General features: G+C 73.8%; 10 protein-coding genes. 7 read left to right on the forward strand and 3 right to left on the reverse strand.

What is annotated here, in order from left to right; translation table 11 throughout:
• The first annotated feature begins 49 nt into the window (after positions 1 to 49).
• The 5 genes from TR50_RS28875 (at position 50) to TR50_RS28895 (ending at position 8,088) form a co-directional block, all read left to right on the forward strand.
• Entirely contained in the window at positions 50 to 3,511 is a 3,462-nt protein-coding gene (locus TR50_RS28875) for a DNA polymerase III subunit alpha (RefSeq protein ID WP_042428511.1), read from the forward strand.
• Positions 3,512 to 3,602: 91 nt separating this feature from the next.
• Positions 3,603 to 4,340 carry a methyltransferase domain-containing protein gene (locus TR50_RS28880; RefSeq protein ID WP_042428514.1) on the forward strand — a complete coding sequence of 246 codons (738 nt, stop codon included), beginning with the start codon at positions 3,603 to 3,605 and terminating at the stop codon, positions 4,338 to 4,340.
• A gap of 75 nt (positions 4,341 to 4,415) precedes the next feature.
• On the forward strand, positions 4,416 to 5,678 hold the full coding sequence (gene dinB / locus TR50_RS28885; protein WP_063775161.1) for a DNA polymerase IV: 1,263 nt from the start codon (positions 4,416 to 4,418) through the stop codon (positions 5,676 to 5,678).
• Positions 5,679 to 5,842: 164 nt separating this feature from the next.
• Complete coding sequence (locus tag TR50_RS28890; protein ID WP_042428517.1) at positions 5,843 to 6,241, forward strand: SCO2097 family morphological protein; 399 nt, start codon at positions 5,843 to 5,845, stop codon at positions 6,239 to 6,241.
• A 170-nt stretch (positions 6,242 to 6,411) separates the two neighbouring features.
• Entirely contained in the window at positions 6,412 to 8,088 is a 1,677-nt protein-coding gene (locus TR50_RS28895; protein WP_042428521.1) for an RICIN domain-containing protein, read from the forward strand.
• Between the two features lie 15 nt (positions 8,089 to 8,103).
• Here the strand turns inward: TR50_RS28895 and TR50_RS28900 are convergent, their stop codons facing one another.
• The 3 genes from TR50_RS28900 to TR50_RS45955 are packed head-to-tail and all read right to left on the reverse strand — an operon-like array spanning position 8,104 to position 13,012.
• Positions 8,104 to 10,473: a transglutaminase TgpA family protein gene (locus TR50_RS28900; protein ID WP_042428526.1), complete on the reverse strand. Its 2,370-nt coding sequence runs from the start codon at positions 10,471 to 10,473 to the stop codon at positions 8,104 to 8,106.
• A gap of 1 nt (position 10,474) precedes the next feature.
• Complete coding sequence (locus TR50_RS45950) at positions 10,475 to 11,956, reverse strand: DUF58 domain-containing protein (RefSeq protein WP_042428530.1); 1,482 nt, start codon at positions 11,954 to 11,956, stop codon at positions 10,475 to 10,477.
• A gap of 3 nt (positions 11,957 to 11,959) precedes the next feature.
• The gene (locus TR50_RS45955) at positions 11,960 to 13,012 is read right to left on the reverse strand and encodes an AAA family ATPase (protein ID WP_169790441.1); all 1,053 of its coding nucleotides are present in this window, start codon (positions 13,010 to 13,012) and stop codon (positions 11,960 to 11,962) included.
• 611 nt (positions 13,013 to 13,623) lie between these two features.
• On the opposite strand from TR50_RS45955, the gene rsmH reads away from it, so the two are divergent.
• Positions 13,624 to 14,595: a 16S rRNA (cytosine(1402)-N(4))-methyltransferase RsmH gene (gene rsmH, locus TR50_RS28915; protein ID WP_042428533.1), complete on the forward strand. Its 972-nt coding sequence runs from the start codon at positions 13,624 to 13,626 to the stop codon at positions 14,593 to 14,595.
• A gap of 64 nt (positions 14,596 to 14,659) precedes the next feature.
• Positions 14,660 to 15,235 carry a cell division protein FtsL gene (gene ftsL, locus TR50_RS28920; RefSeq protein ID WP_052441447.1) on the forward strand — a complete coding sequence of 192 codons (576 nt, stop codon included), beginning with the start codon at positions 14,660 to 14,662 and terminating at the stop codon, positions 15,233 to 15,235.
• The last annotated feature ends 74 nt before the right edge of the window (positions 15,236 to 15,309 follow it).

Below are 15,309 nucleotides of genomic sequence, written 5' to 3' on the forward strand. Positions count from 1 at the left end.
AGCCGGCGGGATCGGGAGGGGCCCACAACGCCTTGAGGAGTCATACGAGATGAGCCCCACGGACTCCTTCGTGCACCTGCACGCGGCCTCCAGCTACTCGCTGCGCTACGGCACCGCGACGCCCGCCGCGCTCGCCGGGCACGCGGCCTCGCTCGGCATGCGGGCGCTCGCCCTGACCGACCGCGACGGCCTCTACGGCGCCGTCCGCTTCGTGCAGGCCTGCGTCAAGGCGGGGATCCAGCCGGTCCTCGGGGTCGACCTCGCCTGCGAAGGCTGGGCGGACGGTCGCGGGGCGGGCGGTCGTCGGGCGGACGGTCTGGACCGGGCCGCGGCCGACGCCGCGCGGCCGGCGCGCGCGGTCGTGCTGGCCCGGGGCGGGCGGGCCGGCTACGCCGCGCTGTGCCGTCTGGTCAGCGCCTCGCACGGCGACGACGTGGAACGCCGTGCCCGCCCGGTGCTGGCCGCGCAGCAGGTCGCGGCCGCCGCCGACCGGCTCTACGTGCTGCTCGGGCCCGACTCCGCCGTCGGGCGCGCGGCCGCCGCCGGGCGGACGGCCGAGGCCAGGGCGGAGCTGCTGCGCTGGAGCACCCTGTGCGGGGAGGCCGTGGTGATCGAGGTGGTGCACCACCTCGCCCCGCCCGGCCACCCCGCCTCGCGCGGCGTCGCCCAGCGGCTGCTGCGCCTGGCGCGCGAGACGGGCGTCCCCGCCGTGCTGACCAACGCCGTGCGCTACCTCGCGCCCGAGGACGCGCCCGTCGCCGACGTGCTGGACGCCGCCCGCCGTCTGGTCCCGCTGGAGCTGCGCTCCCGCGACCGGGTCAACGCCGAGGGGTACCTGAAGACCGGCCCGGAGATGGCCGCGCTGGCCCACGACCTGTGCGACACCGCCGCCGAGGCGCGCGAGCTGCTCGCGCAGACCCGCCGGATCGCCGAACGCTGCCTGCTCGACCCCCTCGGCCACGACATCGGCCTCGGCTCCATGCACATGCCCGAGCCCAGCGTGCTCGGCACCACCCGCGCCGGCGCGATCCGCGAGCTGCGGGCCCGCTGCGAGGCGGGCGTCACCTGGCGCTACGGGCGGCCCACCGGGGAGGTCACCGCGCGGCTGGAGGAGGAGCTGACGCTGATCAACCGGCTCGGCTACGAGCCCTACTTCCTCACCGTCGCCGAGGTCGTCGACCTCACCCGCGCCGCCGGCATCCGCTGCGCGGCGCGCGGCTCCGGCGCGGGCAGCCTGGTCAACCACCTGCTCGGCATCTCCGGCGTCGAGCCGCTGGAGCACGGGCTGCTGATGGAGCGTTTCCTGTCCGGGATGCGCCTCTCGCTGCCCGACATCGACGTCGACGTGGAGTCCGCCCGCCGCACCGAGGTCTACGACCTGATCCTGGAGCGCTTCGGCTCCGACCGGACGCTGTGCGTGGCGATGCTGGAGACCTACCGGGTCCGTCACGCCGTCCGCGACGCGGGCGCGGCGCTCGGCCTGCCGCCCGCCGAGATCGACGCCGTGGCCAAGGCGTTCCCGCACATCCGCGCCCGCGACGCGCGCGCCGCGATGCGGGACCTGCCGGAGCTGCGGCACTCCCGGCTGGAGGAGGGCGTCTTCGCCGCCCTGTTCGACATCGTCGAGAAGCTGGACGGCCTGCCCCGCCACATCGCCCTGCACCCCAGCGGCGTGCTGCTCTCCGACCGCCGCCTGCGCGACCGCACCCCGGTGGAGACCAGCGCCCAGGGCTACCCGATGAGCCAGTTCGACAAGGACGACGTCGAGGCCATCGGCCTGCTCAAGCTGGACGTGCTGGGCGTGCGGATGCAGTCCGCGATGGCGCACGCGCTGGCCGAGACGGAGCGGGTGCGCGGCGAGCGCGTCGACCTGGACGCCGTGCCGCTGGACGACGAGGAGACCTTCGAACTGATCCGCTCCACCCGGACGCTGGGCTGCTTCCAGATCGAGTCGCCCGGCCAGCGCGAGCTGATCGGCAAGTTCGCGCCGCGGACCTTCGGCGACCTGATCATCGACATCTCGCTGTTCCGGCCCGGCCCGGTCAAGAGCGACATGGTCACCCCCTTCCTCAACGCCCGCCACGGCTGGGCCGACCCGGTCTTCGTCCACGAGGACCTGCGGGGGATCCTCGCCGAGACCGAGGGCGTCGTCGTCTTCCACGAGCAGGTGATCCGGATCATCGCGACGATGACCGGCTGCGGCTTCGACCGCGCCGACCAGGCGCGGCGCGTCCTCGGCAGCATCAAGGGCCAGCAGGAGATCGGCGACTGGTTCTGCCTGGCCGCCGACAGGCGCGGCTATCCGCGTCCGGTGGTCGAGCGGGTCTGGGAGATCCTGAAGGCGTTCGCCTCCTTCGGCTTCTGCAAGGCCCACGCGGGCGCCTTCGCGCTGCCCACCTACCAGTCCGCGTGGCTGAAGACCCATCACCCCGCCGCCTTCTACGCCGGGCTGCTCACCCACGACCCCGGCATGTACCCGAAGCGGCTGATCCTCGACGACGCCCGCCAGTTCGGCGTCCCCGTGCTGCCGCCCAGCGTCAACGACTCCGTCGCCGACTACACGCTCGAACGGACCGCGGACGGCCGGGACGCGCTGCGGATCGGGCTCGCGGACGTCAAGGGCATCAGCGACGCGGAGATCGACCGCATCGTGCGCGAGCGCGAGGGCGCGCCGTACGCGAGCCTGCCCGACTTCCGCCGGCGGGCGGAACCGGACCAGCCGACGCTGGAGAACCTGGTGCTCGCGGGCGCCCTGGACGCGCTGCACCCGCGGCTCACGCGGCGGGACCTGCTGCTGCACGCCGCCACCGACCCCAAGCCCAAGGGCCCGCGCCGGCCGCTGCCCTCTCAGTTGGAGCTGGCGGACGCGTCGGGGGAGGAACGGGAGACCGGACCGACCGCGCTGCCCGCGCCCACCGAGACGGATCTGATCCGCGGCGAGATCGAGGCGCTGGGGCTGGACCACAGCGCCCATCTGCTCAGCCCCTACCTGGCGTTCCTCGACGAGCTGGGTGTGGTGCGCTCGAACGAGCTGCTGCGGCAGCGCAACCGCAGCGAGATCCTGATCGCCGGGGTCAAGGTCGCCACGCAGACCCCGCCGGTGCGCACCGGCGTCCGCGTCGTCTTCGCGACCCTCGACGACGCGACCGGCCCGCTGGACTTCGCCATGTTCGAGGACGCGCAGCAGCACTACGCCTCCACGGTCTTCCACTCCTGGCTGCTGCTGGTCCGCGGCGTCGTCCGCCGCACCGGCCCGCGCGGCGTCTCGCTGACGGCGACGGCCGCATGGGAGCTGACGGCGCTGCACGAGCTGTGGCGGACGGACGGCGTCGACGCGGTGCGGGCCGTGCTGGCCGTCGTGCCCGAGCCGGAGGAGGCGCCGGCGCGGCGTGTGATGGTGCATCCCAGCGGCTTCAGGATGTCCCCGTACGCCGACCTCAAGCCGCCCGGCGTCCCGGCGGCGGACGCGCCGCGCAAGCTGTGGCACACCAGCCCCGGGAGCCCGGGATGAGGGCCGTGCGGAGACGGGAGGCAATAGGGTGTGGCTGTCGGCCCGACCAGGCGGACAACCAGGCAGACCCGTCGACCCGAGGAGCCGTCCCGTGTACCCGACCCGTCCCCGCAGCGCCCTCCGGACCGCCGTGGTGTGGGAGGTCCTGCGTGCGGCGCTGGACCGGCAGGCCGAGGCGCTCGGCCGCGAGGCGCTCGACGTCCTCGACACGGGCGGCGGCACCGGCAACTTCGCCGTCCCCGTCGCGGGCCTCGGCCACCGGGTCACCGTCGTCGACCCCAGCCCCGACGCGCTGTTCGCCCTGGAGCGGCGCGCGGCGGAGGCCGGCGTCACCGGCCAGGTCCGCGCCATACAGGGCGACACCGACACTCTCGCGCAGCAGGTCGACGCGGGCAGCATGGACGCGGTGCTCTGCCACGGCGTCCTGGAGTTCGTCGACGACCCCGCGGAGTCGCTGCGCGAGCTCACGGCCGTGCTGCGGCCGGGCGGCCTGGTCAGCCTCCTCGCCGCCAACCGCAACGGCGCGGTCCTGGCCCGCGCCCTCTCCGGCCACTTCGCGGAGGCCCGTGCGGCTCTCTCCGGCATCCAGAAGGCCGACGCTCCGCGCAGGTTCACCGGCGGTGAGCTGCAGGACCTCGCGGACGGCGCGGGGCTGCGCGTGCTGTCCGTCCACGGCGTCCGCATCTTCGCCGACCTGGTCCCCGGCGTCCTCGTGGACACCGAGCCGGGCGCGCTGGAGTCCCTCCTCGCCCTGGAGCAGGCCGCGTCCGCGGACCCGTCCTTCCACGCGGTGGCAACTCAGCTGCACGTTCTCGCCGAGCTCAGCTAGGCACCTGCCGCAGGGGCGTGCAATCCCTCAGAGGCGCGCAACTGGCTGCGGGAGCGTGACTGCAGGCGATCGCGCATGATCGTGCACGCGGATCTGGACGCCTTTTACGCCGCGGTCGAGCAGCGCCGCAGGCCGGAGCTGAAGGGCAGGCCCATCGCCGTCGGCGGGGCCGGGCCGCGGGGCGTGGTGATGTCGGCGAGCTACGAGGCCCGTGCGCACGGCGTCAGCGGTGGGATGCCCACCGTCCGGGCGCGGCGGCTCTGTCCGGAGCTGGTGACCGTGCCGCCGGACATGGACGAGTACGCCGTCGTCTCGGCCAACGTCATGGCCGTGCTGCACTCCTTCGCGCGGCGGGTCGAACCGGTGTCGATGGACGAGGCGTACCTCGACCTCGCCGGGGTCGGCATGCGTCCCCGCGCCCTCGCGGAGGTGCTGCGCAGGCGGGTGCGGGAGGAGCAGGACCTCGCGCTGTCCGTCGGCGTCGGTCCGACCAAGCTGGTCGCCAAGCTGGCCTCCGTCGCGGCGAAGCCGGACGGCCTGCTGGTCGTGCCGCCGGCCGAGGTCGAGGCGTTCCTGCGGCCGCTGCCCGCGAGCCGGATCCCGGGCGTGGGGCCGAAGACGACCGAGGCGCTGACCCGCTTCGGGCTGCTCACCGTCGGCGATCTCGCCGACACCCCGCGCGACACGCTGCGGCGGATCGTCGGCGCCGCCGCGGGCGACATGCTGACGCACTACGCGCGCGGCGAGGACGCGCGGCCGGTGGTGCCGCAGTCGGTGGAGAAGAGCCTCGGCGGGGAGCGGACGTTCCCCGCCGACGTCTCCCCGGAGCACGAGGTGATCCGGACGACGCTGCTGGGTCTCGCCCAGCAGAACGCGGCGCGGCTGCGGGCGGCGGGCCTGGCGGGGCGGACCGTCACCGTCAAGGTCCGCTTCGCGGATCTGCGGACCGTCACCCGTTCGCGCAAGCTGCCGGAGCCGGTGGACCTGGCCCACGACATCTTCGCGGCCGCGCTCCCGCTGTTCGCGGGGCTCGTCCCGGCGCGGGCGCGGATCCGGCTGGTGGGGCTGCGGGTCGAGGGCCTGGACGGGGGTGCGCGGCCGACCCAGCTCGCCCTGGGCGAGCGCGAGACGGGGTGGTCGGAGCTGGAGCGGACGGTGGACCGGGTGCAGGCGAAGTTCGGGCCCGCGGCGGTCCGTCCGGCGAGCTTGATCGGCAAATTCGGCGGACCGGGAAACTTCTCCGGACCGAAGGTCGTTGACCGGTCGGAACGACGGGTTGAGGGCCGTCCGGAGAGAGCTACCGCACATGCTCCTCGGCAGTCCAAAAACCCCGGGTGAACCGTATGATTCGGGTAAAGGCAACAAGCATGACGGCCGGGCGCCCGGGGCATACACGCATCACTGGCCATTGAAAGATCCAGTAGGAAGACCAGGCAGTGCGGCGGGGTTGGGCGCTCCGAGGGCGGCTCCCCGCCCTCAGACGGCCAGAGGAGGAGGACGACGTGCCGCTCTCGGACCACGAGCAGCGTCTGCTTGAGCAGATGGAGCGAGCGCTGTACGCCGAGGATCCGAAGTTCGCTTCGGCTCTCGAGGGCAGCGGCCTGCGCACGCGCACACGGCGGGCCGTCTACGTGTCCGCAGCGGGTTTCGTGGTGGGTGTGGGCCTGTTGATGGGTGGCCTCTTCCTGCATCAGCAGTGGGTGAGCGTCGGGGGCTTCGTGCTGATGCTGGCGGGTGCCGTCTTCGGGATCACGGCCTGGCGCCGGATTCCGCGACTGGCCGTGGTCGATCCGCGTACGGGCGCTCCGGCGGCCCGGAAGCGCAAGCGCGGCGGCAGCCTGGTGGATCGGATGGAGCAGCGCTGGCAGCACCGGCAGGAGCAGCAGCGCGGCGGTTTCTAGCGACAAGCGACAACCAAGAGACATCTCCTTGAGCGGGCCCCGGATACTCCGGGGCCCGCTCTCGTGATGTCCCCATCAGAAAACATGAGCAAGGCTCTTGTTTACTTACCGGTCAGTACCTACCCTGAGGGGCGATCCGGGCACTCCCCGTCCACCCTCAGGAGCATTGTGTGACCAGATCAGCACGGGCCAGGGCCGCTTTCGCGGCCCTCGCCGTCTCCGCCCTCGTGGGCGCCCTCGGCACCACCGCGGTCCAGCCCGCCGCCGCGGCCACCGCCGGTACCGCGGCCACCGCGTCAGGGGCCGGTCCGCTCGACAGCCGGCCGACCGCGATCGTCTCCCTCGGCGACAGCGCCATCTCCGGCGAAGGCGCGGGCACGGACACGAACGACGGCTACATGGCGGGCACCGACGGGCCCAAGGACTTCTGTCACCGGCACAGCGAGTCGGTCATCTTCGACACCGGGGTCAGCGGTGTCACCCCGATCGACCTCGCCTGTTCCGGCGCCCAGACCGGCGACCTCACCTCCGACCCGAACCTCGCCAAGATCACCGGCGGTGGCAGCGGCGACTACGGCGAGGCCAAGCAGGACGTCCAACTGGCGCAGACCGCGGCCAACTACGACGTCAAGATGGTCGTGGTGACCATCGGCGCCAACGACGACTTCGACTTCACCGGGATCGTCGTCAGCTGTCTGACCGCCTACTTCCCCATCCCGCAGTCCCAGGGCTGCCGCGACACCATCGGCAGCGCGGCCGTCACCAGCCGCGCCAAGGCGGTACTGCCGAAGATCGAGGCGGCGCTCACCGACATCCGCCAGACCATGCGGACCGCTGGCTACGCCGACTCCGACTACCAGCTGGTGCTGAACTCGTACTTCACCCCGATCACCCCCGACATCCGCAGCAACCTCTACGCGGACAAGGTGGCCCAGGGCTGCCCCGGCTTCCCCGAGGACGCCGCCTGGGCGCACAACTGGGTGGTGCCGACCCTCGACGACACCGAGCGGGCGGCGGCCGAGGCCGTGCCGGGCGTGCGCTTCCTCGACCAGCGCCGCGTCTCCTACGGTCACGAGGTCTGCGCCGAGATGACCAGCTCGCCGTACGAGTACATCAACGGCGACGTGATCGACGTCAGCGAGCTGACCCGCAACGGCTGCGACCAGTCGATCGGCGTGCTCGGGCTCTGCACGGACGAGGTCCGGCAGTCGTACCACCCGCGCGTCGCCGGCTACAAGGCGGAGGGCGCCTGCCTCGGGGACTTCTACGACGACCCGAACCAGCAGGAGGCCTACTGCACGCTGGACCAGCAGGACGGCACCACGATCATGCCGCTCACGCCGGGGGTGGCCTCCTTCGGTGACGTGCCCGAGGACGGCGCCTGGTACCAGCTGACCAACAAGGCCACCGGCCAGGTGCTCGACTTCTCCGGCGGCGGCAGCTACGGCGACAGCACCAACGGCCGTCCGGCGATCACCTACGGAGCGAACGGCGGGCTGAACCAGTCCTTCGTCTTCGAGATCAAGTCCGGCGGCAGCTACGAGCTCGACTTCAGCGGCAACCGGAACATGTGCCTGGACGCCAACGGCGCCTCCACCGCCGCCGGCACCAAGCTGCAGCAGTGGGGCTGCAACGGCGGCGCCAACCAGCACTGGGTGTTCGAGCCGGCCGGCAACGGCTACTACAAGATCGCTGACTCGGCGAACACCACCATGGTGATCACCCTGGGCACCAGCGCGCTGACCGACTCCTCCGGCAACCCCGTCACCACCCTGCAGTCCGACGCCGGCGCCGACGCCCAGCAGTGGCAGCTGACCAAGCTGGGCATCGTCTACCTGCACGGATAACGCGACAACGCTGGTTCACGACCGGGGCCGCAGCCTGCGCCGCAGGGCTGCGGCCCTGTCGCGCGCCCAGCCCGCGACGGCCGCCCTGGCCCGGCGCGGCAGGGCGCGCAGCAGGCTCGACGAGGACGGCGGCAGCACCACCGCGCGCACCCGGGTGCGGCGGTCGGAGGCGGCGGACAGCCCCTCGCGGACCTCCCGCACGTCCTGGCGCAGCGACAGCGGCGTGGAGACGACCGGCGCGTACAGGACCTGCTCGGTGGCCAGCGCGAGACGGCCGGCCGCCGCGCTCGGCCCGGGGCCGAGCCCGCCGAGCTCGCTGATCCGGGCCGCGGCGCCGCGCGGGGTGTCCGCCTCGTTCGGCGGGATGCCGTGGTCCCAGGCGGTGTCGACCATCTCCCGCCACGCCGCCAGCACCTGCTGGTCGGTCAGCCCCGACGGTCCGCGGCGCAGCCGGGCCCTTCGGGTGCGGCCGCGCCAGAGCATCGGCGCCAGCAGGACGGCGAGCAGCAGACCGGCCAGCGACCAGGCCGCCAGCAGCAGCGGTGAGGACGGCGTCAGCTCCGACGACGCCGGGCTCGCGCCGAGCGCGGCCTCCGGTCCGCAGTCGCCCAGGTGCCGTGCGGCCAGCGAGCAGCCCTTCTGGTTGCGTGCGCTGCCGGTCGGCTGGGCGCCCGCGGTGGCGCTCGCCGCCGGGGCGGGGGCGTTGCTGGGCGTGGTGGTCTGGGTGCTGTAGCCGGGCGGGACGATGCCCTGGCGCGGGGTCGGCTCGAAGCGGAGCCAGCCCACGCCGGAGAAGTACAGCTCCGGCCAGGCGTGCGCGTCGTGGGTGGTCACCAGCCAGGACCCGTCGGTGCCCTGGGTGCCGGGGGTGAACCCGACCACGACCCGGGCCGGGATGCCCAGCGAGCGGGCCATGGCCGCCATCGCCGAGGCGAAGTGGACGCAGAAGCCCTGCTTGCGGGCCAGGAACTGGGCCAGCGCGTCGGGGCTGTCGCTCACCGGGACGTCGGTGTTGTAGCTGAACCCGCCCCGCACCGAGAACCAGTCCTGGAGCAGTACGGCCCGGTCGAAGTCGTCTGTCGCGGACGCCGTCACCGACCTGGCGGTCGAGGCGACGACGGCCGGAAGGTTCTTGGGCAGGGCCGTGTAGACCCGGCGTATGTCGGCCGGGGCCGGTGCGGCCTGGCGCAGGGCGTCCGGCGACGGCGTCAGCGCGAGGCTGCCCACCTGGTAGGCGAGGCCGGAGGCGGTCTGGCCGTCCGCGCCGATCACGGTGCGGCCCTCGGGTTCCCAGCGCCAGTCGCCCTGCACGGACAGGTTCACGGCCGGGTAGGGCATCGGCAGCCACTGCTGCTCGTAGCCGTCCTGGGTGACGATCTTGGTGGTGACCTGGGTGGACGGCACGCCGGACTTCAGCTCGCCGGGGGCGCCGAGGGTCTTCGGCAGCGAGACGGCCCGGTGGGTGCTGGTGGTCCAGGAGACGCCGTTGAACTGGTCCAGGTCGACGATGCGCAGGTACTGGTCGCCCGGGTCGGGGGAGTCGGTGGTGTAGCTGAGCACCGGCTCCGGGGTGGTCTGCTGGAGGCTCTGGGCCAGCGAGGCCAGCGGGTTGACGGCGGTGATGACGCCGCCGCCGTTGCCGGAGCCCACGCCGTGGCCGAGCCCGGCGACGACGCCGGAGCCGACCGAGGGCAGCACGATCGGCAGCAGCAGTCCGCCGATCGCCGCCAGCGTGGCGAGCCGCAGCGCGGAGGAGGTCAGCGGGTTGGCGCCGTCGTAGGAGCCGGGGTTGCCGTGGAAGACCCGCCCCCAGCGGGCGACGCGGTCACGGCCCTCGGCGGTCAGCAGCGTCAGGTAGCCGAAGGCGGCGAGCAGGAAGTAGAACCAGACGGGCCCGCTCGGATGGATGCCGGTGCCCACCGCGTACAGGGCCAGCAGCGGCAGTCCGGACAGCGCGACCCGCTGGTAGGTCACCGCGATGGCGTCGACCAGCAGGCCGATGCCGAGCACGGTCAGGGTCAGCAGCAGCCGGAGGCCGACCGTCGCGGGCGCGGGCGAGGAGAAGTGGGACATGTCGTCCAGGCCCGAGCTCAGCTCCGCGCCCAACTGCCGCATGGCCTGCGGCCCGGGGATGAACCGCCCCCACGCCTGGTCGCCCGCGAAGAAGAAGGTGACCAGCAGGAACGCGACGAACAGCTGGAGCAGCACCGTCAGCGGGCGCGGCAGCGCGAGCCGCCGTGCGCCCGCCCCGGCGGCGGCGACGAGCGCCAGCAGGAAGGCGGCCTCCACGATCCAGCTGCTCGGCTGGACCAGCGGCCACAGGCACAGCGCGGTGAGCACGGTGGCGGTCACGGCGGAGACCGCGATCCGGGTGCGCCCGTTCATGTCACGATCCCCCGTTCGTCGTGGCCCCCGGCACCGTCGTCGGTCGCCCCGACGCCGCGCCGCTGTGGGCCAGCAGCCGCCACAGCTCCGGCAGCGCGTCGCCGCTGCGGGCTGGCAGCACGCGCCAGCCGGCCTGCCGCAGCAGGCGCTCGTGCCGCTCGCGGCCGCCTGCCTCCTCCGCGGCCGGGTGGCCGTCCGCGCCGTTGCCGACGCCGTTCCCCGCGCCGTCGCCGTCGCCGTCGTTCGCCTGGCCGCCTGCGGCGCCCGCCCCGTTGGCGGCGCCGAGGCCGCGGAGCAGGGTCCAGCTGTCGGTGTCGAGCAGCAGCGCGACCGCGGAGCCGGTGCGGCGGCGCAGCCGGGAGAGTTCGGCCAACTGCTCGTCGTCGAGCGCGCCCAGGATCGCGACGAGCAGGCCCTCGCCGCCGAGGCGCAGCACGTCCTCCGCCCGGGACAGGCCCGCGCCGTCGGACAGTTCGACCACCGCGAGCTGGTCCAGCATCAGTCCCGCCGCCTCGGTCGCCCCGCCGCCGGCGTAGCCGGCCCCGGCGGAGGCGGGGGAGCCGGAGGCCGTGCGCTGCGCCCCGGTGTCGGTGAGCAGCCGTACCTCGTAACCGCGGTCGAGCAGGTGCAGCGCCACGGAGGCCGCGGCGCTGACCGCCCACTCGAACGACGACGCCGGGCCCGAGCCGCGGTGACCGCGGTCGCGGGTGTCCAGCAGCACCGTGGCGTGGTGGCGCAGCGGCTGCTCCTCGCGGCGCACCATCAACTCGCCGTACTTGGCGGTGGAGCGCCAGTGCACCCGGCGAAGGTCGTCGCCGTGCCGGTACTCGCGCGGCACCACGTCGTCCTCGCCGGCCAGCGCGACCGCGCGGGCGTGGCTGTCGCCGAAGCCGGACCACTCACCGACCAGCTTGACCGCCGGCAGCGTCTGCACCTGCGGCACGACGGTGAGCAGGTCCGCCGCGGTGAACGAACGGGTCAGCTCGCACAGGCCGAAGGGGTCGCCGAGCCGCAGTTGCAGCGGGCCCAGCGGATAGCGTCCGCGCAGGTCGGAGCGGACCCGGTAGGAGACCTCGCGGAAGCCGCGCGGCTCGATCCGGTCCAGCACGAAGCGCGGCCGGGGGCCGAGCACGTACGGCACCCGGTCCTCCAGCATCAGCAGTCCGGTGCGCACCCGGGAGACGTTGTCGACGCGCAGGCTGACCCGCGCCTCCTGACCGGCCGGAGTGCGCGCGGGCGTCAGCGACCGTCCGCTGGCCACCCGGTAGCGCGTGCGCACCAGCATGGCCACGCTGCCCACCGGCAGCGCCGTCAGCAGCAGGCCCACCTGGAGCAGGGCGAACTGCCCGAGCAGGTAGGCGCAGAGCACCGCGGTCAGTCCGGCCGCGAGGAAGCAGCGGCCCCGGGTGGTCAGCCCGTGCAGGGCCAGCCGCACGGCGCCCGGTTCGCGCCTCCCGTACGGCTGTGCGGGCCTTGACGGCACGGCTCAGCGCCCCCTCGCGGCGAGCTGCGGGATCGGGACGCTGCGCACGAGGTCCCGCACGACGTCCTCGGCCGTGCGTCGGCCGAGCTGGGTCTCCGCGGTCGGCAGCACGCGGTGCGCGAGCACCGGCACGGCGAGCCGCTGCAGGTCGTCGGGGATGACGTACTCGCGCCCGTCCAGCGCGGCGGCCGCGCGGGCGGCCCGCAGCAGGTGCAGCGTGGCCCGGGGCGAGGCGCCGAGCCGCAGCTCGGAGCTGTTGCGGGTGGCGGAGACCAGGGCGACGGCGTAGCGGCGCAGGTCGTCGACGACGTGGACCTTGCGGACCACCTCGATCAGCTTCAGCACGTCGTCGGTGTGCGCGACGGGCTGGAGCTGTGCGAGCGGGTCGGCGCCGCCGTGCACGTCCAACATCTGCAACTCGGCGTCGGGGCTCGGGTAGCCGATGGAGATCCGGGCCATGAAGCGGTCGCGCTGCGCCTCGGGGAGGGGATAGGTGCCCTCCATCTCGATCGGGTTCTGCGTCGCCACGACCATGAACGGCGCGGGCAGCTGGTAGCTGACGCCGTCGACGGTGACCTGGCGCTCCTCCATCGACTCCAGCAGCGCGGACTGGGTCTTCGGCGAGGCGCGGTTGATCTCGTCGCCGACCACGATCTGCGCGAAGATCGCGCCCGGCTTGAACTCGAACTCGCGCCGGTGCTGGTCGAAGACGCCCGAGCCGGTGATGTCGGAGGGCAGCAGGTCCGGGGTGAACTGGATGCGCCGCACGGTGCAGTCGATGGACCGGGCCAGCGCCTTGGCCAGCATGGTCTTGCCGACGCCGGGCACGTCCTCGATGAGCAGGTGGCCCTCGGCCAGCAGCACCGTCAGCGCCAGCTGGACCGCCTCGGGCTTGCCCTCCAGCACGCTCTCCACGGAGGCGCGGATGCGCCCCACCACCGCGTCGAGCTCGGCGAGGCCCGCGCCCGGAGCGACGGACTGCGGCGGGGTCTGCCCGGCCGATCCGTGCCGGTCGACTCTGCTGAGATCGTCGAAGCGGTTGTCGTAGGTCGTCACCCGGCAGCTCCTCGGCCCGTCCGTCCACCCGGCGGCCTGCGGCCGCGGGATCCCCGTTTGCCGGGCCTGCCAAGTCCCGTCGGCGGGCCCGCTCGAAAGGCATTGTTCCCTGTGCGCCGCGTTTGCGTCACTCGACTGGCTGACTAGGGCCGATTTGCCGTAAAGATCATGAGAATCGCAGGGCCGCGGGCCGGTTTCGCCTTCCGGCGGCAGCCCCCTGCCGGGGGAGGGGCGCGCCCGGCTCCGGCCCGCGCCCCCGGTCGTCGTCGCCCTCACCGCTGACCAGCGGTTTCCCTCTTCACCCGGACGTGGCGCAGGCCGTGGCGTTCGATTGACCGGGGGGTGCCGTGGAGTAGAGTGACGCGACGTCGAGGGAGTGTCAGCTGAGACGCTCCGTCCCCGTCCCACCCACGCGAACACCACAGATCCACCAGCGCAGACAGCGCGTTCGAGGGCCCGTACCGTCCGGCCTCCACCCGCTCGGCCCCGCGCGAGGCCGCCCGCTGACGCCCCTTCCCCGGCGCCAGAGGGCTCCGCTTCCGAGGGCACCGCCCCATCGGGCGAGCGGGCGGGGACCAGTCGGTGCGGGCCACAGGTTAGAGAGGCCCCCGATGAGCTCCGCCGCGGACAACGCGAAGCACGTCCCGGTACTGCTCCGGCGCACCCTGGAGGTGCTGGCCCCGGCGCTGGCCGCGCCCGGCTCCGTCGTCGTCGACACCACGCTCGGCCTCGGCGGCCACAGCGAGGCGCTGCTGCGCGAGTTCCCCGAGGCCCGCCTGGTCGCGATCGACCGTGACCCGGCCGCGCTGCGGCTGGCCGGCGAGCGGCTCGCGCCCTTCGGCGACCGCGCGACGCTGGTGCACGCCGTCTACGACGAGCTGCCCGAGGTGCTGGAGCGCCTCGGCATCCCCGCGATCCAGGGCATCCTCTTCGATCTCGGCGTCTCCAGCATGCAGTTGGACGAGGCCGACCGCGGCTTCGCCTACGCGCAGGACGCGCCGCTGGACATGCGGATGGACCAGACCGTCGGCATCAGCGCGGCCGAGGTGCTGAACACCTACTCGCATGGCGAACTCGCCCGCATCCTCAAGGTCTACGGCGAGGAGCGGTTCGCCGGGAAGATCGCCTCGGTCATCCTGCGGGAGCGGGAGAAGGAACCGTTCACCACCAGCGCGCGTCTTGTGGAGTTGGTGCGCAACGCGATCCCCGCGGCGACGCGCAGGACCGGCGGGAACCCCGCCAAGCGCACCTTCCAGGCGCTGCGGATCGAGGTCAACGGGGAGCTGTCGGTGCTGGAGCGGGCCATCCCGGCGGCGCTCGACGCCCTGGCGGTCGGCGGCCGGATCGTCGTGCTCTCCTACCACTCGCTGGAGGACAAGCTCGTCAAGGGCTACCTGGCGGAGGGGGCGGCCTCCACCGCGCCGCCGGGCCTGCCGGTCGTGCCGGAGGAGCACCAGCCGCGCTTCAAGCTGCTGACCCGCGGCGCGGAGCTGCCGACGGAGGAGGAGGTCGCGGAGAACCGCCGCGCCAAGCCGGTGCGGATGCGGGCGGCGGAGCGGATCCGCGAACGGTCCGGTCGCTGAGGCGGGCACGCGGGATCTGGGGACAGAGCATCGAGGGGAGCGCGAGGTGGCTGTCGGGAGGGGCTTGAACCGTGCGGGCCGGATCGCCCGTCCGGGGCCGGGCGCGGGCAGGCGGGCCGGCCGCGGGCCGTTCGCGGCGCTGGTGATGGTGCTGCTCGCGGGCGGCATGGTCGCGCTGCTGATGCTGAACACGGCGCTGAGCCAGGACTCGTTCACGGTGCAGAAGCTGCAGCGGCAGACGACGGAGCTGACGAACGAGCAGCAAGGGTTGCAGCAGCAGATCGACGGTTGGTCCGCGCCGGACGCGCTGGCCGCGCGGGCCCGGCAGCTCGGCATGGTCCCCGCGGGCAACCCGGCCTTCGTCACCGACAACGGCAGGATCCTCGGCAGCCCGAGCCGCCTCCCGGCCGCACCGAGCCCGCTCCCGTCGCCTCCGGCGACGCCGACCACGTCCGCGTCGGCCTCCCCCTCGGCGTCGGCCTCGCCGTCCGCCTCCGCCTCGCCGTCCTCCGCCCAATCCTCCACCGCCCAGTCCGTCGCGGGTCACGCCGTCGCCCCGCACGCCGCGGGCAGCCCGGTGGGGCGCGCGAGCGCGCACACCGCCGGGCACCCGTCCCACCCGACCCCGTCCGGCCACTGACGGAGCGACCGAACCATGCCCCAGCCTCCCCGCGACCCCGACCGGAACGGCGCCACCCCGCGCCGTCCCCGCCC

The organism is Streptacidiphilus anmyonensis (genome assembly GCF_000787855.1).
GTDB classification, from domain to species: domain Bacteria; phylum Actinomycetota; class Actinomycetes; order Streptomycetales; family Streptomycetaceae; genus Streptacidiphilus; species Streptacidiphilus anmyonensis.

What these genes read in the sequence shown, in the direction of transcription:
- TR50_RS28875 (WP_042428511.1), top strand. Translation starts at nt 50, where the DNA reads ATGAGCCCCACGGACTCCTTCGTGCACCTGCACGCGGCCTCCAGCTAC.
- dinB (WP_063775161.1), top strand. Translation starts at nt 4,416, where the DNA reads ATGATCGTGCACGCGGATCTGGACGCCTTTTACGCCGCGGTCGAGCAG.
- TR50_RS28900 (WP_042428526.1), bottom strand. Translation starts at nt 10,473, where the DNA reads ATGAACGGGCGCACCCGGATCGCGGTCTCCGCCGTGACCGCCACCGTG.
- rsmH (WP_042428533.1), top strand. Translation starts at nt 13,624, where the DNA reads ATGAGCTCCGCCGCGGACAACGCGAAGCACGTCCCGGTACTGCTCCGG.